The sequence below is a fragment of the Modestobacter sp. L9-4 genome (assembly GCF_019112525.1).
In the GTDB taxonomy this organism is placed as follows: domain Bacteria; phylum Actinomycetota; class Actinomycetes; order Mycobacteriales; family Geodermatophilaceae; genus Modestobacter.
On sequence record NZ_CP077800.1, the window covers coordinates 3,381,554 to 3,406,999 of the forward strand.

Here is a 25,446-nt window from a genome sequence, read left to right on the forward strand (position 1 = left end):
CTCGCGCAGCGCGGCACAGGCGGGGCGACGACACTGGCTCGTCGTGCAGCCAAGGTGTGTGCGATGAACGAGTCCGTGCTGACGCCGGACGTCGACGGTGGCGGGGCGTCGCGGGCGCCGGTGACGGCCCACGCCCGCAAGGGACTGGTGCTGGCGGCACTCGGCATCGTCTTCGGTGACATCGGCACCAGCCCGCTCTACGCGCTGCAGACCGTGTTCTCCATCGACGACGGCGCCGTCCTGCCCACCGAGGGCGACGTCTACGGCGTCATCTCGCTGATGTTCTGGTCGATCACGCTCATCGTCAGCGTCAAGTACGTCGGCGTGATCATGCGGGCCGACAACGACGGCGAGGGCGGGGTCATGGCGCTGGCCGCCCTGGCCCGCCGGCTCTACGCCGAGCGCGGCCGGCCCACCAAGTGGCTGCTGCTCATCGGTGTGGTCGGGGTGGCGCTGTTCTACGGCGACTCGGTCATCACCCCGGCGATCAGCGTGCTGTCGGCGGTCGAGGGCCTCGAGGTCGCCGCTCCCGCGCTCAGCCACGTCGTCCTGCCGATCGCCGCGGTCATCCTCACGCTGCTGTTCGCCGCCCAGCGGTTCGGCACCGGCAAGGTCGGCCGGCTGTTCGGGCCGGTCACCGCGCTGTGGCTCGCCGCGCTCGCACTCGGCGGGCTCGCCCAGGTCGTCCAGCACGTCGAGGTGCTGCAGGGCCTCTCGCCCACCTGGGCCGTGCTCTTCGTCGTCGACCACCCGGGCATCGCCTTCGTCGCGATCGGCGCCGTCGTCCTGGTCATCACCGGGGCCGAGGCGCTGTACGCCGACATGGGCCACTTCGGCCGTCAGCCGATCATGCGGGCCTGGTTCTTCTTCGTCTTCCCCGCGCTGGTGCTCAACTACCTCGGCCAGGCCGCGCTGATCCTGCACCGGCCCGGCGCCGCCGACAGCCCGTTCTTCCTGCTCTACCCGCACTGGGCGCGGCTGCCGATGGTCGTGCTGGCCACCGCCGCCACCGTCATCGCCAGCCAGGCGGTCATCTCCGGTGCCTTCTCCCTCTCCCGCCAGGCGATGCAGCTCGGCCTGCTCCCGCCGCTCACGGTCAAGCAGACGTCGGAGGAGGAGAGCGGCCAGATCTACCTGCCCGGGGTCAACGCGATCCTGTTCGTCGGCGTCCTGGTCCTGATGCTCAGCTTCCGGTCCTCCGAGCGGCTGGCCACCGCCTACGGCGTCTCGGTCACCGGTGCGCTCGTCGTCGACACCGTGCTGCTGCTGCTCGTCGCCCGGGTGCTGTGGCACTGGCAGCCGTGGAAGCTCGTCCTGGCCGCCATCGGGTTCGGCGGCGTGGAGCTGGTGTTCCTCGCCGGCAACCTGTCCAAGGTCGTGCACGGTGGCTGGCTGCCGCTGCTCATCGCGGCGCTGGTGTTCACCGTGATGACCACCTGGCGGCGCGGCCGGGAGATCGTCAGCGCCAACCGGCGGCGGATGGAGGGCTCGATGGTCGACTTCGTCATCGAGGCCCGCCGGCACGGCAAGGCCCGGGTCCGCGGCGTCGCGGTCTTCCCGCACCCCAGCAAGGACACCGCCCCGCTGGCGTTGCGGGCCAACACCCACCACAACCACGTGCTGCACGAGACCGTGATCATCGTGTCGATGGCCTCGGCCAACGTGCCGCACGTGCCCCCCGCGGAGCGGCTCACCGTCGACGAGCTCGGCTACGTCGACGACGGCATCCAGCACCTGTCGGTGCGCCTGGGCTTCGCCGACGAGCCGGACCTGCCCGCCGCACTCCGCCAGGCCCAGGCCGAGGACCTGCTGCGGCCGCCGCCGGTCGACCTCGAGGCCGCGTCCTACTTCCTGTCCCGCGGGTCCATCCGGCGCACCAACGCCCCCGGCATGGCGCCCTGGCGCAAGGCGCTGTTCGTCGTCCTGGCCAAGAGCGCGGCCAACCCGGCGGCCTACTTCAACCTGCCGCCGGACTCCACCGTGACGATGGGCAGCGACGTCGAGGTCTGAGCCGGGTCAACGAGCGGGCGGCTCCAGCGGGCCGAGCAGCTGCTCGACCCAGCCGCGGTGGTCGTGCAGGGCCCAGCGCAGCGGCACCGTGCCGGTGCGGATGCCGCGCATCGCGATCGGGTCGCGCAGTGCGTGGTAGACGTGGCCGACCACCAGCAGCCCGAAGGCCAGCGACGTCCAGTCGTGCACGAGCGTCGCCCCGGTGCGCCAGGCCACCGGGGTCAGGGCGGTGAGGTACATGACCGCGCCGGTGAGCAGCAGGACGGCGCTGGCGCCGGCGCTGAGCGAGCCGTTGAGCTTCTGCCCGGCGTTGAACTTGCCCACCGGGATCGTGCCGTCGCGGCGGGTGGGGGAGCGCAGCCACTGCCAGTCGCGGGCGGTGAAGCGGTCCAGCTCGGCTGCGTCGGCGCGCACGGTGCGGAACAGCAGCCCGGCCAGCACCGGCAGCGGCAGGGCGAACCCGGTCCAGACGTGCACCGCCTCCACCACGGGGCGGTGGCCGACCAGCACCTGCAGCTGGCTGTTGTAGAGCACCGCGGCGGAGGCGAGGAGCACCAGCACCAGGCCGCCGGCCAGCCCGTGCACCCAGCGCACGGCACGGGAGAAGCGGAGGAGCTCGCCCTCAGGCGGTCGGGTCATCGTCGCGCCCGTTCGTCGTGCCGACCCAGCCGTCGAGGTCGTAGCCGCGGTCCTCCCAGTAGCCGGGCTGCACGTCGGTGGTGAGCTCGATGCCGCTCAGCCACTTGATGCTCTTGTAGCCGTACATGGGCGCGGTGTAGAGCCGCACCGGCCCGCCGTGGTCGTGGGTGACCGGGGCACCCAGCATCTGCAGCGCGACCAGCACGTCGGGACGGCGGGCCTGCTCCAGCGTCAGGCTCTCGGTGTACTCGCCGTCGAAGGAGGTCAGCCGCACCGCCGTGGCCGCGCCCGTGGGGCCGGCCAGGTCGAGCAGGTGCGACAGCGGCACCCCGGCCCACGGCACCTGACGCACCCGCCAGCCGGTCACGCACTGGAAGTCGCGCACCAGCTCGGTCTGCGGCATCGCCTGCAGGTCGGCCAGCGTGTGCTGTCCGGGCCGCTCGACCAGCCCGGAGACCGCCAGCCGGTAGCCGTCGGCGGTCGCCTCGGGCACGCCGCCGGTGACCGAGTAGTAGCGGAAGCCCTCGCCGAGGGGCAGGGCGGAGATCAGCCCGGTGGGGTCGCGCATCTGCAGCTCGGCGATCAGCGGCGACACCCGCGCCTGGAGTGCGGCGCCGCCGACGGTGCCCAGCGCAGCGAGACCCAGCAGCCCGAGGAACACCCGCCGGCCGATCGGGGCGCCGTCGGGGCGGGGGATCGGCGGCGGGGTCACCGGGGCGAGTATCGGCGCTCCGGCTGTGCGCCGTCGCCCGGTGGGCAGACTGGGCGGGTGACCTTCTCCTCGCTGTCCCACCTGGAGTGCTCGCGCGACGGGTCGCGGCACGACGCCGACGTCGTCCAGGGCACCTCGCCGCTGGGTGCACCGCTGCTGGCCCGCTACGACCTGGAGCAGGTGGCGGGCACCGTGACGACGGCGGAGATCGCGGCCCGCCCGCCGAGCCTGTGGCGGTACCACGAGCTGCTGCCGGTGCGGGACCCCGCGCACGTGGTCACCCTCGGCGAGGGCATGACGCCGCTGCTGGACCTGCCCACGCACGGCGCCCGCCTCGGCGTCCCGGGGCTGCGGATGAAGGACGAGGGCCTGGTGCCCACTGGTGCGTTCAAGGCCCGCGGCGCGGCGGTCGGCGTCTCCCGCGCGAAGGAACTGGGCGTGCGCGGCATCGCCATGCCCACCAACGGCAACGCGGGTGCCGCCTGGGCGGCCTACGCGGCGCGGGCCGGGATGGACGCACTGATCGCCATGCCGGTCGACGCCCCGGAGATCACCCGCCGGGAGTGCGTGGTCACCGGTGCCGAGCTGTACCTGGTCGACGGACTGATCGGGGACGCCGGTGCGCTCATCAAGGCCGCCGTCGCCGCCCGCACCGGCTACCAGGACACCGCCACGCTGCGCGAGCCGTACCGCATCGAGGGCAAGAAGACGATGGGCTACGAGATCGCCGAGCAGCTGGGCTGGCGCTGCCCGGACGTGATCCTCTACCCGACCGGCGGTGGCGTCGGCATCATCGCGATCCACAAGGCGCTGTTGGAGCTCAGGGAGCTGGGCTGGATCACCGGTGACCTGCCGCGCCTGGTCGCCGTCCAGGCCACCGGCTGCGCGCCGATCGTCGACGCCTTCGACGCGGGGCTCGCCGAGAGCACCCCGCCGGCCGACCCGCACACCGTCGCCTTCGGCATCACCGTGCCCAAGGCGCTCGGTGACTTCCTCGTGCTCGACGCCGTCCGGTCCACCGGCGGGACGGCGATCGCGGTCACCGACGAGGCGCTGCTGGCCGCCCAGGTGGCGCTCGCCCAGGACGAGGGCACCTGGGTCTGCCCGGAGGGTGCGGCCTGCTTCGCCGCGGTCGGGCAGCTGAGGGAGTCCGGCTGGCTGAGCAGCACCGACGACGTCGTCGTCCTCAACACCGGGACCGGGCTGCTGTACCCCGACACCGTGCCGGTCGACGTCCCGACGCTGGCCACGGACGGCGTCATCCCGTGAACGAGCGACGCGCGCCCGCCCCGGGGAGGGGCGGACGCGCGTCGGCGGAGCGGGGGGAGGTCAGGCCTCGCCCATCTCCAGGCCCTCGATGTCGTGCTTCTGCGTGATCGGGGTCAGCTCGTCGACCACCGGGCACTTCAGGTGGGCGCGCACCGACTCCGGCAGCGTCTCCCAGAAGCCCTTCGTCACGGCCAGGTCGTGCATCGCGCCGTGGCCGGCGCCGGGGGCGTCGACGCCGAGCACCAGCACCGGGCGGGACTTCGCCGACTGGTTCGCCGTGCCGCGGTGGATGGTGAGGGCGGAGCGGATGGAGATGTCACCGCGCTTGGGGTACTTCTTCACCGCCCGCTCCTCGTACCGGGACCACATGTCCTTCGGCGGGAACATCTCGTGCTTGAACGACGGGTCGTGGTCGAACTGGGTGCCCGGGGCGATCTCGAACGGGCCCATGTCCTCGGCGGTGTCGACCGCGGTGGCGTTGATGGCCAGCGAGTTGATCGTCCTGTCCCGGTAGGTGAGCTCGGGGCTCGGGAAGTCGCGGTGCCAGGGCTGGTTCATCGCGCCCTCGAACGGGATGTCGAAGCCGATCTCGACGATCTCGTAGTCCGGGCCGAGCACGGCCTCGCAGGCGCCGGTGACCGCGGGGTGGGTGACCAGCTCGAGGAAGCCGCTGATCTGCTCGGGGTGCACCTCGACGTACCAGCGCTTCGGGCCGCGGCCGATGGCGCCGTTCTCGCGGGACCGGGCCTCCTCGAAGGCCACCATGATGTCGCGGTGGAGCTGGTCGGCCCATTCGGTCGAGAAGGCGCCGGGGACGCCGACGATGCCGTCGGTGTAGATGCGGTCGCGCATGGCCTGGACGTCGATGTCCGTGGGGGCCTGGGCAGTGGTCGTCATCGTGTTCTCCCTCGCAGTGGGTGAGACCAGTTTGCAACGTTGCATGCCACGATGCAAGGGGTAGCGTCGAAGTCGTCGGACAGACCAGGGAGGGGACGGCGATGGTGCGGCTGAGCGACGTCGCGGAGCACGCCGGCGTCTCGGTGCGCACGGTCTCCAACGTGGTGAACGACTTCCGGCACGTCGCCCCGGACACCCGCGCCCGCGTGCAGGCCAGCATCGACACCCTCGGCTACCGGCCCAACATGGCCGCCCGGAACCTGCGCCGTGGCCGCACCGGGCTGCTCGCCCTCGTCGTCCCCGAGATCGACTCGCCCTACTTCTCCGACCTCGCCGCGCGCACCGTGCGGATCGCCGAGGACGAGGGGTGGACGGTGCTCATCGACCAGACCGACGGCGACCCCGCGCGCGAGCGCCGGCTGCTCAACGGCGAGCGCAGCCAGCTCGTCGACGGCGTCATCTTCAGCCCCTGGTCGGTGCCGGCGCAGGAGCTGGCCAGCCGCTCCGACGCCACCCCGATCGTGCTGCTCGGCGAGCACGAGGGTGCGCCGCCGGTCGACCACGTGGTCATCGACAACGTCCGCGCCGCCGAGGAGGCCGTCGGGCACCTGGCCGCCCGGGGGCGCACCGCCATCGCCGCGATCGGCGTCCGGCCCACGCTGGGCAACGCGACCGCCCACCAGCGCCTGCTCGGTCACCGCCGGGCGCTGGCCGCAGCCGGGCTGGAGCAGCGTCCCGACCGTGAGGCCCCGGTCGGGTCGCTGCACCGCGACGAGGGGCACCGGGCGATGACCGAGCTGCTGGAGGCACCCGAGCCGCCGGACGCCGTCTTCTGCTTCAGCGACCAGCTCGCCCTCGGCGCGCTGCGGGCCGTGGTCGACGCCGGTCTCCGGGTGCCCCAGGACGTCGCCGTCGTCGGGTTCGACGACATCGAGGACGGCCGGTACGCCGTCCCGCGGCTGACCACCGTCTCCCCGGACCGGGACCAGATCGCCGCACTCGCGCTCGAGGTGCTGCGGGCCCGGCTGGCCGGCGACGACACCCCCGCCCGGGTGCACACCGCCGGCCACCGCCTGGTGGTCCGCGAGAGCAGCTGAGCTCAGACCGCCCGCACGCCCCACGCCGCGGCCCAGCGGGCGCCCGGCTCCAGGGTGAGCAGGTCGCGCCCGGTGTTGAACGCGTCCGGCCCGCAGGTCATGGCCTCCACGGCCAGCGCGTGCCGGTGCCGCTCGGAGCCCTCCGGGAAGTAGTCGGAGGTGTAGACCTGCCACCAGCCGAACGCCGGGTCGGCCCACACCTCGACCGCCCGGTCGCCGCCGGTCACCCGCGCCACCTGGCCGGTGACGTCGGTGAAGGCGGTGTCCAGCGACCGCCCGCGCAGCGGTGCGCCCTGGCGGAAGTCGAGGTCGCCGCCGTCGACCGGGTGCAGGGCGACCGGTCGCAGCCGCTCGTCGGTCTCCAGCCAGCTGGCCGCGGGGAGGGTGAGCGCCAGGTCGTCCACACCGCACCCGGGCAGCACGACGTAGGGGTGCACGGCCACGCCGAAGGGGGCGGTGTCCCAGCCGGTGTTGACCACGCCGGTCGCGCAGCGCAGCCCGTCGGGGCCCACCGACCAGCGCACCGTCAGGTCCAGGGCGAACGGGTAGCCCGGCTGCGGCTCGATCGAGACGCCCAGCTCCACGGCGTCCTCGGTCTGCTCCCGCACCTGCCAGGCGGTGTAGGCCACCAGCCCGTGCAGCGCGCAGCCCGTGGCCGCCTCGTTGACCGGCAGCTGCAGCTCCTCACCCGCCCAGCTCCAGCGCCCGTCGGGGACCCGGTTGGGCCAGGGCGCCAGCACCAGGCCGTGGTAGGCCGAGGCCACCTCCCGCTCGCCCAGGGCGTCGACGACCGGGACGCCGTCCACCCGGTAGTCGCGCACCCCCGCACCCGTGCGGCCGATCACGGCCTCGTGCCCGCCCGAGCGGATGGTCCAGCTGCGGGTGGGGGTCATCTGCGGACCGTCCCGGCGAGGTAGCGCTGCAGGACGACGACGGCGAGCAGGATGCCGCCGCTGACCAGGTCCTGCCAGTTCGAGTTCAGCGAGCCGACCTGGTTGATCACGTTGGCGATGACCTGCAGCAGCAGGACGCCGACCAGCGTGCCGAAGATCGTGCCGGCGCCACCGGCCAGCAGCGTGCCGCCGAGCACCACCGCGGAGATGGCCTGCAGCTCGGTGCCCACGCCGATGATGGCCACGCCCGAGGACGTGTAGCTGGCGATGAGCACGCCGGCGAACCCGGCGAGCAGGCCGCTGGCGGTGTAGGTGATGACCTTGGTGCGGGCGACGGGGAGGCCCATCAGGTCCGCGGCGTCCTCCTGGCCACCGATCGCCAGCACCGTCGGCCCGAAGGACGTGCGGTGCAGCACGAGCGCCCCGATGCCGAAGAACACCACCACGATCCAGATCGGGTACGGGATGCCCAGCAGGCTGCCCTGCGCCAGGTGCCGGAAGGCGCTGTCGGCGGGCACCTTGTTCACCGTGGCGCCCTCGTCGCTGATGAACAGCAGCAGGCCGCGGGCGAACAGCAGCCCGGCCAGGGTGACGATGAACGGCGCGAGCTTGCCGTAGGCGATGACCAGGCCCTGCACGAGCCCGATCGCCCCGCACACCACGAGCGGCACGAGCACCGCGGCGAGGGTGTTGTACTCCTGCGCCGCCCAGGCGGCGAGCACGCCGCCGAGGGCGAAGACGGAGCCGACCGACAGGTCGATGCCGCCGGTGAAGATCACGAACGTCATGCCGAGCGCGATGACCGCCAGGAACGACGCCTGCAGGCCGATCGAGCGGATGTTCGCCCCGGTCGCGAAGGTGTCGAACTGGAATGTGGCCACCAGGCACAGCACGACCAGGACGGCGAGCGCGCCCTGCCGCTGCACGCGCTGGACGAACTTCAGCCGGCGCGCGGTGGCGTCGGTGCCGGCCGCCTGGGGAGTGGTCTCGATGGTGCTCATGCGCGCGACCTCCGCCGCTTCCGGGTGCCCACCTGGGCGTACACGGCCAGGACGACGATGACCGCCTGCACCATCTGGGCGACGGAGTTGGTGATGTCGTGGGCGACGAGGGTGTAGGTGATCAGCTGCATCAGCAGCGCACCGGCCACCGTGCCCAGGACCCGCACCTGGCCGCCGGTCAGCGGTGTGCCGCCGACGACGACCGCGGTGATCGCGGTGAGCTCGACCAGCCGGCCCAGCTGGGTCGGGTCGCTGGCCTGGTTGCGCGCCACGAGCAGCACGCCGGCCAGCGCGGCCAGCACCCCGGAGATCACGTAGACCGTGGTGAGCACCCGCTTCACCGGCAGACCGGCCAGCGCCGAGGCCCGGTCGTTGCCGCCGATGGCGACCAGCTGGCGGCCGAAGGTGGTGCGGCTCATCAGCACCCAGACCAGCACCGCCACCACGATCGCGATCAGCACGACCCATGGGATGCCGAGCACCGAGCCGCTGCCCAGGGTGCGGAACCCGGGGTCGCGGATGCTCTTGATCTGCCCGCCGACGATGTTGGCCAGGCCGCGCAGGCCGACCATGATCGCCAGCGTCGCGATGATCGGCTGCACCCCGATCCGGGCCACCACGCTGCCGGCGAGGGCGCCGGAGAGCACGCCGGCGATCAGCCCGACGGCGATGGCACCGAGGGTGCCGTAGCCGATGTAGAGCGGGATGACCGCCGCGGTCATGGCCATCACCGCACCGACGGAGAGGTCGATGCCGCCGGTGCCGATGACCAGGGCCATGCCCAGGCTGACGACGATGATCGGCGCGACCTGCACCAGCTGCAGCCGCAGCGACCCGGTGCTGGCGAAGTGCGGGGTGATCACCAGGTTGACCAGGACCAGCGCCACCAGCCCCAGGTAGACGCCGTTGCGGCGGAACCACTCACCGTCGAGCCGGCGGCGCGACGGCGCGGCGTCGGCCGGGGGTGCGGACGCCGGTGGGGGAGCGGGGGTGGTGCCCGCTGCGGTCGCGGTGTGCTCAACCACGGTGGTTCCTCTCCGGGGTGGCGGCGTGCGCGCCGGCGGCGGGCGGGGTGGGGGCTTCCTCGGGGATGCCGCCGGCGAGGACCCGGAGCAGCTCGGCGGAGGTGAGGCGGTCGCCGTCGAGCTCGCCGGAGACGGCGCCGTCGTGCAGGACGACGACCCGGTCGCTGCCCTCGACCAGCTCGTCCATCTCGCTGGAGACCAGCACCACGGCCAGGCCCTGGTCGGCCAGCTCGTCGATCAGGCCCTGGACCTCGCGCTTGGCGCCGACGTCGATGCCGCGGGTGGGCTCGTCGAGCAGGAAGACCCTGGGCTCGGTGGCCAGCCAGCGGGCGATGAGCACCTTCTGCTGGTTGCCGCCGGACAGCTCGCGCACCTTCTGCCGCGGGCTGGAGGCCTTGATCTGCAGCCGGCGCATGAACGTGTCGACCAGGGCGTCGATCCGGGCGTCGGAGATCATCCCGCCGCGGGCCATCTTGGGCAGCACGGCCAGCGCGATGTTGTCGCGCACCGACATGTCCGGGACGATCCCCTCGGCCTTGCGGTCCTCCGAGAGCAACGCGATCCCGGCGCGCAGCGACCGGCTCACCGAGCCGGCCTTGACCTTCGTGCCGCCGACCTCGACGTCGGCCGAGGTGGTGGTCAGGTCGCCGTAGATCGCCTTGAGGGTCTCGCTGCGGCCGGAGCCCAGCAGACCGCCCAGGCCCACGACCTCGCCGGGCCGGGCGGTGAGGCCCACGCCGCGCAGCCGGTTGGGGACGTCGACCCCGGAGACCGACAGCAGCGGGGCGTCGCCCTGGGCGTGCGAGGCGCCGAAGTCCGTCGTCCCCTCGGCGCGGACGTCGCTGACCTCGCGGCCGAGCATGAGGGAGACCAGGCGGACCCGCTCGAGGTCGGCCATCGGCCCGGTGTGCACGGCTCGGCCGTCGCGCAGGACGGTCACCGTGTCGCACAGCGCCCACAGCTCGTCGAGGCGGTGGGAGACGAAGACCAGCCCGACGCCGGAGGCGGCCAGGGTGCGGGCGACGCCGAACAGCGTCTCGACCTCGCGCACCTCCAGCGACGACGTCGGCTCGTCCATGATCACGACGCGGGCGTCGATGGAGACGGCGCGGGCCAGGGCGACCATCTGCTGCACGCCCAGGCCCAGCGAGCCGAGCTCCGCGCGGACGTCGACCTCGATGCCCAGCCGCTGCACCAGCTCGGCGGCCTGCCGGTTGAGACTGCGGGTGTCGACCAGGCCGAAGCGGCGCGGCTCGCGGCCCAGGTAGATGTTCTGCGCCACGGTGAGCAGCGGGACGAGGTTGATCTCCTGGTAGATCGTGGAGATCCCGGCGTCCTGGGCGTCGGCGGGGCGGGAGAAGGCGACCGGGTCGCCGAGGAAGCGGACCTCGCCGGCGTCGGCGGCGTGCACGCCCGTGAGCACCTTGATGAAGGTGGACTTACCGGCGCCGTTCTCGCCCACGAGGGCGTGGATGGAGCCGGGGGAGAGGGTGAAGTCGACGCCGCGCAGGGCGTGCACCCCGGCGAAGGACTTGGTCACCCCCGAGACGCTGAGCAGGGGGCCGTCGTGCGGCCGACCCGCCGGACGGCCGGGTGTGGTGGGCAGGGAGTGGGACACCGGGCTCCTCGTCGAGCGGTGTGGCCCGGTGCCCCCGCCCGGGTGGGGCGGGGGCACCGGTCAGGTGGGGCGGTGCTGACCCGACGTGCGGGTCAGAACGCGTTGGCCAGCTCGGCCGCGGCGTTGTCGGGGGTGTACTCGTCGTCCTCGATGATGATGTCCTCGGGGATCTCCTTGCCGTCCATGAAGTCCTGGAGGGTGGAGAACGCCAGCGGGCCGAAGCGCGGGTTGGACTCGATGACGCCGTTGTACTGGCCGTCGACGAGCGCCTGGACCGCGTTCTTCGTGCCGTCGATCGAGACGATCTTGACGTCGGTGCCGGGCTGCTTGCCGGCGCTGAGCACGGCCTGCACCGCGCCCAGGCCCATCTCGTCGTTCTCGGCGTAGATGGCGTTGATGTCGGGGTTGGACTGCAGCAGCTGCTCGGCCACCGACTGGCCCTTGGCCCGCTCGAAGTCACCGGTCTGCTGGGCGACGATCTCCAGCTCGGGGTGCTCGGCCTTCACCTGGTCGACGAACCCGGAGGTGCGCAGGTCGGTGACGTTGTTGCCCGAGGAGCCCAGCAGGATCGCGACCTTCGCCGGCCCGCCGGCGGCCGTCGCCATGGCGTCGGCGGCGCGCTTGCCCTGCTCCTCGAAGTCCGAGCCGATGAAGGCCAGGTAGTCCGAGCAGGCGGTGTTGGTGACCTTGCGGTCGATGGTCAGCACCGGCACGCCCTTGGCCTTGGCCGCGGCGAGGGCCGGGTCCAGGCCGTCGGAGTTGACCGGGGCGACGATCAGGGCCTGGGCGCCCTGGTTGAGCAGGTCCTGGATGTCGGAGATCTGCTTGGTCAGCTGGGCGTTGGCGTTGGTGACCAGCAGCTCGCCCACGCCGATCTTCGCGGCCTCGTCCTTGATGGACTGGGTCTCGGCGGCGCGGAAGGCGGCGGTGTCGGGCTCGGACTGCGAGAAGCCGACCTTGGCGCCCTTGAGGTCGATCTTCTCCAGGCCGTACTTGTCCAGCGTGCAGCCCTCGCCGGCAGGGGCGCTGGCCGACTTGGTGACCTGCGCGCCGCCGTTCCCGGCGGAGGCCGCGGCCGCGGGGGCGTCGGTCTCGCCGCTGTTGGCGCAGCCGGTCAGTGCGAGTGCAGCTGCGGCACCGGCGACGAGGAGGCGGGACGGGCGCAGTGCGCGCCGTCCGGCGGTGGTGGGTGTCATGGTCGAACTCCCTTGCTAGGCGTCGTTGCCTGGGTGCGGGCCCGCGGTCCCGCTCATCCGGATCGAACATGATCGGACATTTGAGCGCAAGGAAGATCACATCACGGTCTTGCAACGTCGCATGACCCGGGGGTCCCCACCGCCCGGCCGGACGGCCGGCGCGTGGGTGCAACTGCTGGTCAGACCGGCGCGACGGGCGCGATCACCAGCCGGCCGGTGCGGGCGGACAGCTCCTGGCGGGCGGGCTCGGGCAGGCCCGAGTCGGTGATCAGGACGTCGACCTCGTCCAGGCCGGCCATGCTGCACAGCCCCACGACCCGCCACTTCGAGGAGTCGGCGACCACGGCCACCTGGCGGGCGCAGGCCACCAGGGCGCGGTTGGTCTCGCCCTCGACCAGGTTCGGGGTGGTCAGCCCGGCCTCGGCGTCCATGCCGTGCACGCCGAGGAAGAGCCAGTCGACGTGCAGCACGCGCAGCGCGGACACCGCGACCGGGCCCACGAGCGCGTCGGAGGGGGTGCGCACGCCGCCGGTGAGCACGACCGTCTGGTCCTCCCGGGCGTTGTCGTGCAGCAGCCGCGCCGCGGCCAGGGAGTTGGTGACGACGGTGAGCCCGGCGACGCCCAGCAGCGCCTCGGCCACCGCGAACGTGGTGGTGCCGGCCGACAGGGCGACCGAGTCACCGGGCTGCACGAGGCCCGCGGCGACCCGGGCGATGGCCCGCTTCTCCGCCAGCGCCATCGCCGACTTGGCCTGGAAGCCCGGCTCGTCGGCGCTGCGGCCGTCCAGTGCGGTCGCGCCGCCGTGCACCCGCGCCACCAGCCCGCGGTCGGCGAGGGTGGCGATGTCGCGGCGCACGGTCATCTCCGAGACGCCGAGGAGGCGCACCAGCTCCGACACGCGGGCGCCACCGTGCGCCCGGACCGCGTCGAGGATCCGTTCCTGTCGTTGTCGCGCGAGCACCAGCACCCCTCCCGGCGGGACCACGCACCCGCCGGTGCCGCGGCGGCAGCCGACCCGGGGTGCCCCTCGATGATGGTCCCGTGCCGGCTCGTTCCGGAACCCGGAGGCCCTCGTGCGGGTGGTCGTGGGCCGGATCGGGAGAAGTTCACCGTCGGGGCATGGCGCTGACGGTTCGCTCCGCTTACGGTCGACACAGTCCCGTCGTGCGCACTCTGCGTCACGTGCCCGGCCGGGACGACCGCAGGTGGACGCTCCAGGGGGATCAACGGTGCCGAACTGCTCGCTGCACGACGACCGCGTGGCTGCCGCGTGAGCCCACGACACCGGGCCGGCGGCCGCCGTGGTCAGACCGTCGTGATGACCGCGGGCCTGACCACGGCCCTGGTCGCGCTGCTGCCCGGCGCCTCCGCCGCCCCTGCGCTGCTGTCCGCGGCACCAGTGCCTGGCGGTGAGCTCAGCGCCGGCGCCACCTCCTCGGCGAGCCGGCTCTCCGCCCACCGCAGCGACCCCGACCTGTTGGCCTCCCCGGTGCTCGAGGGCGCCGCGCTGGAGGAGGCGGCGTCGGCTGCTGCCGCCCCCGGCACCAGCAGCCCGCGGTCCCCGGACGCCGCGCGTTCGCCGCTGGCCGCCGGTGGCGTGCCCACCACGGCGATGGAGGCCTACACCCGCGCGGCCGAGCTGGCCGACTGCGGCATCAGCTGGACGCTGATCGCGGCGATCGGCCGGGTCGAGTCGAACCACGGCCGGTTCGCCGGCGCCGTGCTGTCGACCGACGGGCTGTCCACGCCGCCGGTCGTCGGCATCCCGCTCACCGGCAACGGCACCGCCCGCATCCTCGACTCCGACGGCGGCCGCTTCGACGGCGACACCGTGCACGACCGGGCGGTCGGGCCGATGCAGTTCATCCCCACCACCTGGGCGGTCTACGGCGCCGACGGCAACGGCGACGGGGTGCGCGACCCGTTCAACATCTACGACGCAGCGGCCGCCACCGGTGACTACCTCTGCGCCGCCGGCGGCGACCTGAGCAGCGAGTCCGGGCAGGCGCGGGCCGTCTTCGCCTACAACCACTCCGACGAGTACGTGGCCACCGTGCTGGGGCTGTCGGCCACCTACGCCGGCACCCCGCCGCCGCACGTCCCGACGACGACCGCCCCCGCGGTGGTCGTGCCGCCGGCCGACCCGGGCCGGCCGCCGGCGATCGGCCGGGTCCCGCAGCAGCAGCAGGCGCCGCGGGCGTCCGAGGACCGGGTGGTGGTCGTCGCGGACGGCCCCGCGGTGCCGGCCTTCCCGTCGCTGTCGTCCCCGGCGCGTCCGGAGCCTGCTACCCGTGAGCCGGAGACCTCGAAGCCGGAGACGCCACAGGCAGATCCGTCGAAGTCGGAGACCTCCAAGCCGGAGGCCCCGAAGTCGGAGACCTCGAAGCCGGAGACCCCGGTGACCCCGGAGACCCCGAAGCCCGAGTCCCCGAAGCCGGAGACGCCGAAGCCGGAGACCCCGAAGCCCTCGGAGAAGCCTGCCAGCTCGCCCGAGCCCCCGGCGGCCCCGACGCCCGGGAAGCCGACGACTCAGACGCCGGCCACCCCGACGCCCGAGGAGCCGACGACTCAGCCGCCGGCCACGCCGACGCCCGAGGAGCCGACGGCCCAGCCGCCGGCCACCCCGACGCCCGAGGAGCCGACGACTCAGCCGCCGGCCACCTCGACCCCGCCGGCGAGCGAGCCGCCCACCAGCTCGACGCCGCCTGCCACCCCGCCGACCACGGAGCCGTCGCCCACCCCGGCCCCGCCGACCGACTCCTGCGAGCCGGCCGCGGGGACCACGGTCGACGTCCTCGACGGCACCGGGGACCCGGCGCTGGGCGAGCTCGTCGCGCAGAAGCTGCGTGACGGCGGCCTGACCGTCGGCACCGTCACCACCGGTGCGGCCGCCACGTCCGGCATCGAGTTCGCCGAGGCCGACCGGGCACGGGCGGAGCGGCTGGCGGAGGTGCTGGGCGAGACCGACCTGCTGCGCACCGGCACCGGCGAGCACGTGACCGTGGTGCTCGGCGCGGACGACGCCGACGCGCTGGTCGAGGCGTTCCGGGCGTTCACCGGCCTGCCCTGCTGACAGGTCCGGCATGAGCGGCCCGGACCGGGACACCCAGGCCTTCTTCGGGGCCCGGGCCGCGGGCTGGGAGGAACGCTTCCCCGACGACGGGCCGCGCTTCGCCCGGGCCGTCGCCGAGCTGGGGGTGCGCCCCGGGGACGTCGTCCTCGACGCGGCGTGCGGCACCGGTCGTGCGCTGCCGGTGCTGCGCGAGGCGGCCGGTCCGGCCGGCACCGTGGTGGGCGTCGACGTGACCGCGGAGATGCTCGCCGAGGCCGTGCACCGCGGCCGCGGCGGGCTGGCCGGGCTGGTGCGCGGTGACGTCGGGGCGCTGCCGTTCGCCGACGGCACGTTCACCGCCGTGTTCGCCGCCGGCCTGGTGTCGCACCTGGACGAACCAGAGGCAGGGCTGCGCGAGCTGGCCCGGGTCGCCGCCCACGGCGCCGGGCTGGCGCTGTTCTCCCCGATCGGCCGGGTGGCGCTGGCCCGCCGGCACGGGCACGAGCTGCGCCCGGACGACGTGCGCGGTCAGCCGCGGATCAGCGCGCTGCTGAGCCGGGCGGGCTGGACGACGACGCTGGTCGACGACGCCGAGGACCGCTGGCTGGTGCTCGCCGTCCGGCAGTGACCGGCAGGCGTCAGGCCAGGGCCACGATCGGCAGGCCGACGTAGAGCATGCCGACCAGCGTGCCGTCGGGGGCGCGCACGCCGGCGTAGGCGGTGAAGTAGGGCTTGCCGGCCACGGTGGCCGGGCCGGTGTAGAGCTGGCCGGCGAGCACCGCGGTGAGCACCGGGTTCCGGGTGCCGTCGGCGTTGACCGGGGCGATCGACGTCCCGATGTTGCGCCGGCCGGCGGCGGTGACGACCGTGGTGGCCGCGCGCACCATGGCGCCGGCGTCGTCCAGCCGCTGGAAGAGCGTGCAGGTGCCGCCCACCTGGGCGACGACCTCGTCGACCAGCGGGGCGGGCCGGCGCGGGTCGTCGACCCAGGGCAGCGGGGCAGCACCGAGCAGCAGCTCGGGCAGCTCGGCGCGGGAGCTGGTGGAGGTCGCCTGGTCGGTGACGCTCATCGAGCGGGTCCCGGTGCCCAGGCTCAGGCCGCCGGCGTCCTCGAGGAGGTCCTGGGCGAGGGTGAGCGCGCGGCGCACGTAGGCCAGTCGCTGGCTGTCGGCCAGCTCGGCCACCGCCTGGCTGATCCGGGCCGAGCCGCTGGCCGCCCGGTCGACGTTGTCCACGACCCGGTCCGTGGCGGCCCGCTGCTGCTCGACGGCCGCGGCGATGGCGTCCTGCGCCTCGGCGATGGAGCCGAGGGTGCCGCTGATCCGCTGGATGGCGCTGACGGCCTGCCGGGTCTCCGACTGCACCGCCTCGATCTGCGCGCCGATGTCCTCGGCGGCCTGGGCGGTGCGGCTGGCCAGCTGCTTGACCTCGTCGGCGACGACGGCGAACCCGCGGCCGACGTCCCCGGCGCGGGCGGCCTCGACGTAGGCGTTGAGGGCGAGGAAGCGGCTCTGCTGGCTGATCGCGGAGATCAGCCGCACCATCTCGGTGATCGACTCGCTGGCCTCCTGCAGCGCCGCGATCCGCTCGTCCACGGCGCGGGCGTCCCGCACCGCGTCCTCGGCGATCGTCGAGGCGCGGTGGGTGCTGGAGGAGATGTCGGTGATCGCCGACCGCAGCTCGGTCAGCGACTCGGCGGCCTGCTGGGAGGTGTCGGAGACCTCGCGGCTGGCCTGGGTGAGCACCCCGGCCTGCTGGGCGGCGGTCTCCAGGCTGGCGTCGTGCTCGACCTTGCGGCGCGGACGGGGGAGCGTGGGTGGGGTGGGCGCCACGACAGCAGCTGCACCCACTGCGGTCACAGCGGTGGTGCTCTTGGTCGACCAGCCCACGACTCGCTCCTCCTCCGGACGTGCACCTGTCCCGGTGCCACGTACCGGCCGGGTCCGACCGGTCGGGCAGCAGTACGCGTCACGATGCTAGGGCGCGGACGGTCCCGGGCCGGAACATCGTCGGTGACGCGCCGCAGTCGTCCCAGCGCCCACAGGAGCCCCGGTCGCCCCGCCGGGCCCGGTCAGCCCTGGGGTGAGCTGATCCGGTCGGCGGCGATGCGCACGGTGAGCCGCACCTGGTCGCGGCCGCCGTACCAGGGGTAGGGGCCGCCGAGGTACTTCTGCGCCAGCCGGTCGATGTGCTCGGCGGCCCCGTCGGGGCTGATCGAGACGACATGGCCGCGCACCGCGTAGTAGGAGGAGACGTCGTCGGGGTCGGCGATGTTCAGCGCCACCCGCGGGTCGCGCTCCATGTTCCGCACCTTCTGGAACCCGGCGACGGTGTTGACCAGGACGTGCGTGCCGTCGGTGTCCACCCAGGTCTGGGTCAGCTGCGGCGAGCCGTCGGGCATCGTGGTCGCCAGGAAGCAGGGGCTGGGCCGCTGGAGCAGGGCGAGCAGTCTCTCGGGCAGGTCCACGGTGTGCTCCTCGGTCGGGTCAGTGCAGGGACGTCGTGAGGCGCACGGTCAGCCCGCCGCCGTCGTCGATGACGTCGACGTGGTCGCACAGCTGGCGGGCCAGCCACAGGCCCATGCCGCCACGGGAGAGGTCCTCCCCGTGCGCCGGGCCGTAGCCGGCGAAGGGGGAGTCCATGCCGGCGCCGCCGTCGCTGATCCGGCACACGACCCGGTCGGGGCCCGCCCACAGCCGCAGGGTCACCGGCGGGCCGCCGTGCCGCACGGCGTTGGAGCTCATCTCGTCGATGGCCAGGTGCAGGTCCTCGAGCAGGTCGGCGTCACCGCCCAGCCCGGCGAGCACCGCCGCCACCGCGCGGCGCAGCCCGCTGAACTCGCGGACGTCCTCGACGTGCAGCAGCGGCTCGCCGTGCTCCAGCGGCTCGGTGGGCACCGGCAGCGCGCGCAGGTACGTGGCGGGCTCGACGAAGTCCGGGTTGTCGCGGCGCCCGGCGGCGGTGTACAGGTGCGGGTGGGTCTGCAGGCCGGTCGTGATCAGCTCGTCGGGCAGCCGCGTGGTGCCGTAGGCGCACAGCCCCCACAGCGGCAGCGGCGCGAGCGCCTCGTTGACCACGGCCTCGTAGCGCTGCCACTCCAGCCAGTCCCGCGGGGTCGGGCCGAAGTCGATCTCCGCGAGCACCCGCACGCGCGGGGCGCCGGCGGTGATGCGCTCGCCGACCATGCGCCGCACCGTGGTGAGCGCGGCGGGGGTGCGCGTGCGGTACACCTCGCCCCGCGGCAGGACGAGCACGTCGTCGCCCCCGCCGAGCGCGTCGGTCAGCAGCCGGCTCGAGGTGTCGCTGGTGGCCAGCAGGACCGCCTCACCGGCCTCCAGCCCGGCGCGCAGGAAGGGGAGGCCGACCTCCACCAGCTCCTCGGGGGAGTCGTGCAGCAGCAGGTCGTGGACGTGCCGGGCGGGGAGGTGCTCGGTCGCGGGCACGGGGGAGCTCCCTCCGGTCGATGGGGTCCGACCTGTGCCGGGGCGTGCCCACGGTAGGCCGAGCGGGCTCGGGTCGCCGGTCGGGGTCGGCCCGGACGGTCCCCGGGTGGCCTCGCTCACGCCGTCCCCGGGTCGGGCGGGACGCCGTCCGGCACCCGGTTCGGGCCGGCCTCGGCCGGGCGCGGCCGGTCCTGGCGGTGCAGCCGCACGGCCACCAGGGCGACGTCGTCCTCCGGCTTGCCGTCCACCAGCCGCACGATCAGCTCGTCGCACAGCTGCTGGAGGGGCAGCTCGGCGAGCTCGGTCAGCGAGGTGCGCAGCCGCGCCAGCCCGGTGTCCAGGTCGGCGTCCCGGCGCTCGATGAGGCCGTCGGTGTAGAGCAGCACCGTGGTGCCCCGGTCGAGGGTGACCGTGTTCTCGGTGCGCCTCGCCGTCGAGTCGACCCCGAGCAGCAGGTCGGCCTTCCAGTCGGCCAGCACGGTCGTGCTGCCGTCGGGGTTGAGCGCCAGCGGCGGCAGGTGCCCGGCGTTGGCCCAGACCATCCGGGTGACGCCGCGGGTGCGCTCGTCGGGGGTCTGCTCGAACCGGGCGACGGCGGCGGTGGCCAGGGTGTCCTGCTGCAGCACCGACATCGCTGAGTCCAGCCCGCGCAGCACCTCGGCGGGCCCGGCGTCGCTGTAGGCGGCGATCCCGCGCAGCACGCTGCGCACCTGGCCCATCGCCGCGGCGGCCGCGGTGTCGTGGCCGACGACGTCGCCGATGACGAGCATGGTGGCGCCGTTGGGCTGCAGGAACGCGTCGTACCAGTCGCCGCCGACCCGGGCGGCCTCGGCGGCGGGCATGTACCGGACCACGATCTCGGCGTGGTCGGGCTCCGGCGGCTCGGTCAGCATGCTGCGCTGCAGCGTCTCGGCCATCTGCTGCTGCTGGCCGAACAACCGCGCGTTGTCCCAGGCCAGCCCGGCCCGGTCGGCGACGTCCTGGGCCACCGCGACGTCCTCGGGGGTGGGGGTGTGACCGGCGGAGAAGAACAGCGTCAGCAGCCCGAGGGTGCGGCCGCGGGCGCGCAGCGGGAGCGCCACCTCGGTCTCTGGCGCCAGTGCGCTCAACAGCTCCTTGGCCCGCCCGGGCGGCAGCAGCTCCAGCACCTCGCCCCCGGAGAAGGTCACGGCCTCGTTCGAGTGCAGCGCGCGGCCCACCGGGGCGGTCATCGGCATGGCGCCCAGGCGCACCTCGGCGTACCGCTCGAGCAGGTCGCGGCCGGTCGGGTCGTCGTGCCAGCTCCCGATGTCGCGGGGCTGCCCGTCGGCGTCGATGACGGTGAGGATGCAGTAGTCGGCCAGGGCCGGGACGACCAGGCGCGGCAGCCGGGCGGTGGCCGCCTGCACGTCCAGCGTGCCCGCCAGCTCGGTGCTGACCTGGGCCAGCAGGGTCAGCCGGCGGGTCGCCAGCTCGGCCTGCCGCTGGGCGGCGAGGCGGTCGGTGACCTCGATGAAGTAGACCGACAGCCCGTCGGGCGTGGGCCAGGCGCGCAGCTCGTACCAGCCGTTGAGCGGGGCCGGGTAGTGCGCGTCGAAGGAGATCGGCTCCCCGTGCGCGACCGCCGCGCGGTAGCTGTCCTCGAAGACGCTGTTCACGGTGGCGGGGAAGGCCGACCAGATCACCTGGCCGAGCAGCTCGTCGCGGCTGCGGCCCAGCAGCCGCTCGGCCTGCGCGTTGACGTGGACGAACCGCCAGTCGTGGTCCAGGGAGTAGAAGCCGGCCGGCATCGCCTCGAGCACCCGGGTCACCCGGGCCTCCTCGGCCACCTCCGCGGTGACGTCCCAGGCGACCCCGATGAGCCGGACCGCGGTCCCGTCGGGGCCGGGCAGCGCCCGTCCCCGGGCCGACACCCACCGGGTGACCCCGTCGGGCAGCACGATCCGGTAGTCGGCCTCGTAGTCGCCGACGGAGTCGATGGCGCCGGTCAGCGCGTCGGTGACCCGGGGCAGGTCGTCGGGGTGCAGTCGGGCGTTGAAGGCGTCGATGCTGCGGCCGAAGGTGGCCACGTCGTAGCCGAACAGCTCGATCAGCCGCTCGTCCCACAGCAGCCGGCCGCTGCGGAGGTCCCAGTCGAAGGTCCCGATCCCCGCGGCGTCGACCGCCAGCTGCGCGCGGACGCGCGCGCCCTCGAGGTCGGTCGCCTCGAGGCCGCCGACGTCCGTCGGCTCCACCACGGCCATCCACTCCAGGGAAACGTCGGCCGGCCTTGACGCCGGGCGGTCACTGCCGGTTGCACAGTGTGGTCGATCCGGATCGAGCCGTACCCATCGGGGTGGTGCGCAGATGCGTCGTCCCCGGCCACCGCGCAGCGGTGACCGGGGACGACGTGGACTGCTCAGTGCCCGGCGGGAACCGGTGCGCCGCGGTGGCTGACCGGGTTCGGCCCGCTGGGGATGACCAGCAGGCTGAGCACGGCGCCGAGCAGGAACACCCCGGCCGAGACCAGGAACGCCCGGGTCTCCCCGGCGACCGCCGCGTCGGCCAGCGCCGCCGGGGCGGAGCCGTTGGCCCGCACGTAGGAGGCGGTGACGGTGGCGGCGATGGTGTTCAGCAGCGCGGTGCCCAGGGCCCCGCCGACCTGCTGCCCGGTGTTGACCAGCGCCGAGGCCACGCCCGCGTCCGAGGGCTGCGTGCCCGAGGTCGCGGTGTTGAAGCACGAGGCGAAGATCAGGCCCATGCCCAGGCCCATGACGAACAGCGCCGGCAGGACGTGCGGCAGGTAGCCGCTGGTGGCCTCCAGCCGCCAGAGGTAGAGCAGCCCGACGGCACCGAGCAGCTGACCGGTGGTGATCAGGAAGCGCGGGCCGATCTTCGGCAGCAGCCGCGGCACGACCACCGTGGAGCTGGTGATGATGCCGGCGACGAAGGGCAGGAAGGCGAACCCGCTCTTGAGCGGGGAGAAGCCCTTGGTCTGCTGCAGGAAGTAGGTCAGGAACAGGAAGACGGCGAACATGCCGATCGCGGCCAGCCCGATCGCCAGGTAGGCGCCACCGCGGCGCCGGTCGAGGACGACGCGCAGCGGGAGCAGCGGGTGGGCGACGCGCTGCTGGATGACCACGAAGGCCACCAGGAGCAGGACCGAGACCACGATGAGGACGATCGTGACCGGGTCCGACCAGCCCTCCTGCTCGGCCCGGGCGAAGGCGTAGACCAGGCCGGACAGGCCCAGCACCGCGGTCACCACGCCGGGGATGTCCAGCTTGACGTTCGAGGCCGGGGCGACCTTGCGGATGAACCGCAGCGCGCCGAGGCCCGCGACGATCGCGATCGGCACGTTGACGTAGAGGCACCAGCGCCAGCTGAGGTACTCGGTGAGCACCCCACCGAGCAGCAGGCCGATCGCGGCGCCGGCTCCGGCGATGGCACCGAAGATGCCGAAGGCCTTGCCGCGCTCCTTCGGGTCGCTGAACGTGATGGTCAGCAGCGACAGCGCGGCCGGGGCGAGCAGCGCGCCGAACGCACCCTGCAGCGCGCGGGCGGCGACCAGCAGGCCGAAGCCGGTGGCCGCACCGCCGAGCGCCGAGGCGAGGGCGAAGCCGGCCAGGCCGATCATCAGCGTGCGCCGGCGGCCGAAGAGGTCGGCCAGCCGGCCGCCCAGCAGCAGCAGGCCACCGAAGGCCAGCGAGTAGGCGGTGACGACCCACTGGCGGTCGGCGTCGGAGAACCCGAGACCGGCCTGCGCACTGGGCAGTGCGATGTTCACGATGGTGGCGTCCAGGACGACCATCAGCTGGGCCAGGCCCAGGGTGGCGAGGGTCCACCAGCGGCGACCGTGGTCGTGGTCGCGTTCGGCCTGCGCGGCGGCTGCGGCCTTGGCGTCCGCGGTGCCCGTGGGTCCGGTGGTGGGGGCGCCCGTGCTGCTGGGCGGGGGAGCGGGATGGGACACGGGGTCTCCGGCATCGACGAGCGAGGGGTGGACTGGCGCATCGTCGCGCCGGCGTGCGAACGCCTGGGCACAGCGTGCCCGAGGTGATTGCTCGGTGCACGCAACTAACTCGGGTGTCGGTCTGTTCCCGACGGGGGACACCTGCGTCCATGACCTCTGCTGCGCGGTTCGACTTCACCGGCTCCGTCGTCCTGGTGACCGGGGGTGGGAGCGGCATCGGACTGGCGATCACGACGGCGTTCCTGGCCGCCGGCGCGACGGTCGCGATCACCGGACGCCGCCCCGACCGGCTGGAGCAGGCACTGGCCGGCGTGCCGGCCGAGCGCGCCGCCGCTGTCCCGGCCGACGTGTCCGACCCGGCGCAGGTGGCCGGGCTGGTCGAGCAGGTGGTGGCCCGGTTCGGCCGGCTGGACGTCGTGGTCAGCAACGCCGCCGGGTACGAGGCCGGGCCGATCACCGAGCTGGCCGACGACGCCTGGGAGCGGCTGCGCGCCACCAACGTCGACGCCTTCTTCCACCTCGCCAAGCACGCCCTGCCGCACCTGGCCACCACTGGCGGCTCGCTGGTGGCGGTCTCCTCTGTCTCCGGCGAGCGCGGTGACTGGGGGCAGGCGGCCTACAACGCGACCAAGGCCGCCATCAGCAACTTCGTGCGCTCGCTGGCGCTGGACTGGGGTGCGCAGGGGGTGCGCCTCAACGCCGTCGCCCCGGCGTTCACCCTCACCGACCTCACCCACGGCGTCGGCCGCGACGAGGCGTCGCTGGCGCCGTTCGTGAACCGGATCGCGCTGGGCCGCCCGGGAGAGCCCGAGGACGTCGCGCCGGCGGTGCTCTTCCTGGCCAGCGACGCCGCCCGCTACGTCACCGGCGTCGTCCTGCCCGTGGACGGCGGCACCACCGCCTCGACGGGCCAGCCGCACGTCTGACCCGCTCCGGCGGCCGGGTCGGTCGTGTGCGATAAAAGGGCCATGAGCGCGCGCCCGGCCACCGCATGAGCACCTCCTCCTCGGCGCCGGTGGCGCCGGTCCGGGTGGAGGGCGAGGCCGTCGACAAGGGACTGAAGCGGGGCGCCCTCGGGCTCGTCTCCTCGATCGTCCTCGGCGTCTCCTCGACGGCCCCGGCCTACGCCCTGGCGGCGACCCTCGGGTTCGTGGTGATCGCCGTCGGGGTCAAGGCGCCGGCGATCATGCTGCTGGCGTTCGTGCCGATGTACCTGATCGCGGTCGCCTACGCCGAGCTGAACAAGCGCGAGCCCGACTGCGGGACGACGTTCACCTGGGCGGCGCGGGCCTTCGGTCCGCGCACCGGGTGGATGGGCGGCTGGGGCATCATCGCCGCCGACGTCATCGTCATGGCCAACCTCGCGCAGATCGCCGGCGCCTACAGCTACCGGCTGGTGGGCCTGGACTCCCTCGCGGAGAGCGCGCTGTGGACCACCGTCGCCGGGGTCGTGTGGATCGCGCTGATGACCTGGATCTGCTACCGGGGCATCGAGCCGACCGCGCGGGTGCAGAACGTGCTGCTCACCGTCGAGGTCGTCGTCCTGGTCGCCTTCGCCGTCTACGCGCTGGTCAAGGTCTACAGCGGGACGGCGCCGGAGGGCTCGCTGACGCCCTCGCTGTCCTGGCTGGTGCCCTCGGGGATCAGCTGGACGTCGATGACCGAGGCCGTGCTGCTGGCGATCTTCATCTACTGGGGCTGGGACTCCGCGGTCGCGGTCAACGAGGAGACCGCGAACCCGACCCGCTCACCCGGCCGCGCCGCGATCATCTCCACGGTGCTGCTGGTGGGCATCTACACGGTCGTCTCGATCGCCACCGTCGCGTTCGCGGGCGTGGGCACCGAGGGCCTCGGGCTGGGCAACGAGGCCAACGCCGACGACGTCTTCAACGCCCTCGGGACGACGGTGTTCGGCGACGGGGCGCTGGGCCGGGTGTTCGAGGCGCTGCTGATCATCTCGGTGCTGACCTCGGCCGCGGCCTGCACGCAGACCACGATCCTGCCGACCGCGCGCGGCTCGCTGTCCATGGCCGCCTACGGCGCGCTGCCCACGAGCTTCGCCCGGATCCACCCCCGGTACTTCACGCCCACGGTCTCCACGGTGTGGATGGGCCTGGTCTCGATCGCCTTCTACGTCGGGCTGACGCTGGTCAGCGAGAACGTGCTCATCGACTCCATCACCGCCACCGGCATGCTCATCGCCTTCTACTACGGGCTCACCGGCTTCGCCTGCGCCTGGGAGTTCCGCCGCTCGCTGCACTCGGTGCGCGACGTGCTGATGCGCTTCGTGCTGCCGGGCCTGGGCGGGCTGTTCATGCTCGCCGTCTTCGTGCTGGCCTGCGTCGAGTACGCCGACCCCGACTACGGCGAGACCGTGTTCCACGGCGTCGGCGGGGTGTTCGTCATCGGTGTCGGCGCGCTGCTGCTGGGGCTGGTGCTGATGTTCGCCTGGAACGCCGTCGCCCCGGCCTTCTTCCGCGGCCGGACGATGCTGCACGGCACCGGCGACCTGCTGCTGGAGGCCGCACCGCCCACGGTGGCGCTGCCGGACTCCAGCGAGGCCACCGTCATCGCCCCCGACCGGTCCAACCTGCCCCCGGGCCGCGAGCCCTTCGACCCCCGCGGCTGACGCCGTCCGTCCCCCCCGCACCGGCGTCGGTGCAGG

The 25,446-nt window shown here is 73.8% G+C and carries 21 protein-coding genes; 7 read left to right on the plus strand and 14 right to left on the minus strand.

Going from position 1 to position 25,446, the window contains the following annotated elements:
* Positions 1-63 precede the first annotated feature (63 nt).
* On the plus strand, positions 64-2,010 hold the full coding sequence (locus KUM42_RS15975) for a potassium transporter Kup (protein ID WP_237493514.1): 1,947 nt from the start codon (positions 64-66) through the stop codon (positions 2,008-2,010).
* A 6-nt stretch (positions 2,011-2,016) separates the two neighbouring features.
* On the opposite strand, the gene KUM42_RS15980 is transcribed toward KUM42_RS15975, so the two are convergent.
* Together KUM42_RS15980 and KUM42_RS15985 are read right to left on the minus strand one after the other, a co-directional pair.
* Positions 2,017-2,649 carry a cytochrome b/b6 domain-containing protein gene (locus tag KUM42_RS15980; RefSeq protein WP_237493515.1) on the minus strand — a complete coding sequence of 211 codons (633 nt, stop codon included), beginning with the start codon at positions 2,647-2,649 and terminating at the stop codon, positions 2,017-2,019.
* Positions 2,633-3,361 carry a molybdopterin-dependent oxidoreductase gene (locus KUM42_RS15985; RefSeq protein ID WP_237493516.1) on the minus strand — a complete coding sequence of 243 codons (729 nt, stop codon included), beginning with the start codon at positions 3,359-3,361 and terminating at the stop codon, positions 2,633-2,635. Before KUM42_RS15985 ends, KUM42_RS15980 begins: the two co-directional genes overlap by 17 nt.
* Positions 3,362-3,418: 57 nt before the next feature.
* On the opposite strand from KUM42_RS15985, the gene KUM42_RS15990 reads away from it, so the two are divergent.
* Positions 3,419-4,630 carry a threonine synthase gene (locus KUM42_RS15990; RefSeq protein WP_237493517.1) on the plus strand — a complete coding sequence of 404 codons (1,212 nt, stop codon included), beginning with the start codon at positions 3,419-3,421 and terminating at the stop codon, positions 4,628-4,630.
* 60 nt (positions 4,631-4,690) lie between these two features.
* Here the strand turns inward: KUM42_RS15990 and KUM42_RS15995 are convergent, their stop codons facing one another.
* Entirely contained in the window at positions 4,691-5,527 is an 837-nt protein-coding gene (locus tag KUM42_RS15995; protein WP_237493518.1) for a phytanoyl-CoA dioxygenase family protein, read from the minus strand.
* 101 nt (positions 5,528-5,628) lie between these two features.
* Here KUM42_RS15995 and KUM42_RS16000 point away from each other — a divergent pair, with 101 nt between their 5' ends.
* A complete protein-coding gene (locus KUM42_RS16000; RefSeq protein WP_237493519.1) occupies positions 5,629-6,624 on the plus strand; it encodes a LacI family DNA-binding transcriptional regulator in 996 nt (331 codons plus the stop codon).
* A 2-nt stretch (positions 6,625-6,626) separates the two neighbouring features.
* On the opposite strand, the gene KUM42_RS16005 is transcribed toward KUM42_RS16000, so the two are convergent.
* From KUM42_RS16005 to KUM42_RS16030, 6 genes are all read right to left on the minus strand, one after another.
* Positions 6,627-7,517: an aldose 1-epimerase family protein gene (locus KUM42_RS16005; RefSeq protein ID WP_237493520.1), complete on the minus strand. Its 891-nt coding sequence runs from the start codon at positions 7,515-7,517 to the stop codon at positions 6,627-6,629.
* Positions 7,514-8,518 (minus strand): ABC transporter permease, encoded by a 1,005-nt coding sequence (locus KUM42_RS16010; protein WP_237493521.1) that lies wholly within the window; start codon positions 8,516-8,518, stop codon positions 7,514-7,516. The genes KUM42_RS16005 and KUM42_RS16010 overlap by 4 nt, the downstream gene beginning before the upstream one ends.
* Positions 8,515-9,543, minus strand: a complete 1,029-nt coding sequence (locus tag KUM42_RS16015) for an ABC transporter permease (protein WP_237493522.1) — start codon at positions 9,541-9,543, stop codon at positions 8,515-8,517. Before KUM42_RS16015 ends, KUM42_RS16010 begins: the two co-directional genes overlap by 4 nt.
* On the minus strand, positions 9,536-11,083 hold the full coding sequence (locus tag KUM42_RS16020) for a sugar ABC transporter ATP-binding protein (RefSeq protein ID WP_237493523.1): 1,548 nt from the start codon (positions 11,081-11,083) through the stop codon (positions 9,536-9,538). Before KUM42_RS16020 ends, KUM42_RS16015 begins: the two co-directional genes overlap by 8 nt.
* A gap of 170 nt (positions 11,084-11,253) precedes the next feature.
* The gene (locus KUM42_RS16025) at positions 11,254-12,357 is read right to left on the minus strand and encodes an ABC transporter substrate-binding protein (protein WP_237493524.1); all 1,104 of its coding nucleotides are present in this window, start codon (positions 12,355-12,357) and stop codon (positions 11,254-11,256) included.
* Positions 12,358-12,536: 179 nt separating this feature from the next.
* On the minus strand, positions 12,537-13,343 hold the full coding sequence (locus tag KUM42_RS16030; protein ID WP_370629315.1) for a DeoR/GlpR family DNA-binding transcription regulator: 807 nt from the start codon (positions 13,341-13,343) through the stop codon (positions 12,537-12,539).
* 333 nt (positions 13,344-13,676) lie between these two features.
* Here KUM42_RS16030 and KUM42_RS16035 point away from each other — a divergent pair, with 333 nt between their 5' ends.
* A complete protein-coding gene (locus KUM42_RS16035; protein WP_237493526.1) occupies positions 13,677-15,431 on the plus strand; it encodes a LytR C-terminal domain-containing protein in 1,755 nt (584 codons plus the stop codon).
* 10 nt (positions 15,432-15,441) lie between these two features.
* The gene (locus tag KUM42_RS16040) at positions 15,442-16,038 is read left to right on the plus strand and encodes a class I SAM-dependent methyltransferase (protein WP_237493527.1); all 597 of its coding nucleotides are present in this window, start codon (positions 15,442-15,444) and stop codon (positions 16,036-16,038) included.
* Positions 16,039-16,048: 10 nt separating this feature from the next.
* Here KUM42_RS16040 and KUM42_RS16045 read toward each other — a convergent pair whose 3' ends face one another.
* The 5 genes from KUM42_RS16045 to KUM42_RS16065 form a co-directional block, all read right to left on the minus strand.
* Positions 16,049-17,299 (minus strand): Cache 3/Cache 2 fusion domain-containing protein, encoded by a 1,251-nt coding sequence (locus tag KUM42_RS16045; protein ID WP_237493528.1) that lies wholly within the window; start codon positions 17,297-17,299, stop codon positions 16,049-16,051.
* Between the two features lie 182 nt (positions 17,300-17,481).
* Complete coding sequence (locus KUM42_RS16050; RefSeq protein ID WP_237493529.1) at positions 17,482-17,877, minus strand: PPOX class F420-dependent oxidoreductase; 396 nt, start codon at positions 17,875-17,877, stop codon at positions 17,482-17,484.
* A gap of 19 nt (positions 17,878-17,896) precedes the next feature.
* Complete coding sequence (locus KUM42_RS16055; RefSeq protein WP_237493530.1) at positions 17,897-18,853, minus strand: sensor histidine kinase; 957 nt, start codon at positions 18,851-18,853, stop codon at positions 17,897-17,899.
* Between the two features lie 116 nt (positions 18,854-18,969).
* Positions 18,970-21,075, minus strand: coding sequence for a SpoIIE family protein phosphatase (locus tag KUM42_RS16060; RefSeq protein ID WP_237493531.1), 2,106 nt, complete (start codon positions 21,073-21,075; stop codon positions 18,970-18,972).
* A gap of 155 nt (positions 21,076-21,230) precedes the next feature.
* On the minus strand, positions 21,231-22,781 hold the full coding sequence (locus KUM42_RS16065; protein WP_237493532.1) for an MFS transporter: 1,551 nt from the start codon (positions 22,779-22,781) through the stop codon (positions 21,231-21,233).
* A 149-nt stretch (positions 22,782-22,930) separates the two neighbouring features.
* Between KUM42_RS16065 and KUM42_RS16070 the strand changes: the two genes are divergently transcribed.
* Positions 22,931-23,707, plus strand: coding sequence for an SDR family NAD(P)-dependent oxidoreductase (locus KUM42_RS16070; RefSeq protein ID WP_237493533.1), 777 nt, complete (start codon positions 22,931-22,933; stop codon positions 23,705-23,707).
* A 65-nt stretch (positions 23,708-23,772) separates the two neighbouring features.
* Positions 23,773-25,410, plus strand: a complete 1,638-nt coding sequence (locus KUM42_RS16075; RefSeq protein WP_237493534.1) for an APC family permease — start codon at positions 23,773-23,775, stop codon at positions 25,408-25,410.
* Positions 25,411-25,446: the final 36 nt, after the last annotated feature.

Bases quoted from the DNA above. Each gene is read 5' to 3' on its own strand.
- KUM42_RS16075 (WP_237493534.1), top strand. From the start codon at position 23,773: ATGAGCACCTCCTCCTCGGCGCCGGTGGCGCCGGTCCGGGTGGAGGGC.
- KUM42_RS16035 (WP_237493526.1), top strand. From the start codon at position 13,677: ATGACCGCGGGCCTGACCACGGCCCTGGTCGCGCTGCTGCCCGGCGCC.
- KUM42_RS15975 (WP_237493514.1), top strand. From the start codon at position 64: ATGAACGAGTCCGTGCTGACGCCGGACGTCGACGGTGGCGGGGCGTCG.
- KUM42_RS16070 (WP_237493533.1), top strand. From the start codon at position 22,931: ATGACCTCTGCTGCGCGGTTCGACTTCACCGGCTCCGTCGTCCTGGTG.
- KUM42_RS15995 (WP_237493518.1), bottom strand. From the start codon at position 5,527: ATGACGACCACTGCCCAGGCCCCCACGGACATCGACGTCCAGGCCATG.
- KUM42_RS16025 (WP_237493524.1), bottom strand. From the start codon at position 12,357: ATGACACCCACCACCGCCGGACGGCGCGCACTGCGCCCGTCCCGCCTC.
- KUM42_RS16010 (WP_237493521.1), bottom strand. From the start codon at position 8,518: ATGAGCACCATCGAGACCACTCCCCAGGCGGCCGGCACCGACGCCACC.
- KUM42_RS16040 (WP_237493527.1), top strand. From the start codon at position 15,442: ATGAGCGGCCCGGACCGGGACACCCAGGCCTTCTTCGGGGCCCGGGCC.
- KUM42_RS16000 (WP_237493519.1), top strand. From the start codon at position 5,629: ATGGTGCGGCTGAGCGACGTCGCGGAGCACGCCGGCGTCTCGGTGCGC.
- KUM42_RS15980 (WP_237493515.1), bottom strand. From the start codon at position 2,649: ATGACCCGACCGCCTGAGGGCGAGCTCCTCCGCTTCTCCCGTGCCGTG.
- KUM42_RS16005 (WP_237493520.1), bottom strand. From the start codon at position 7,517: ATGACCCCCACCCGCAGCTGGACCATCCGCTCGGGCGGGCACGAGGCC.
- KUM42_RS16060 (WP_237493531.1), bottom strand. From the start codon at position 21,075: ATGGCCGTGGTGGAGCCGACGGACGTCGGCGGCCTCGAGGCGACCGAC.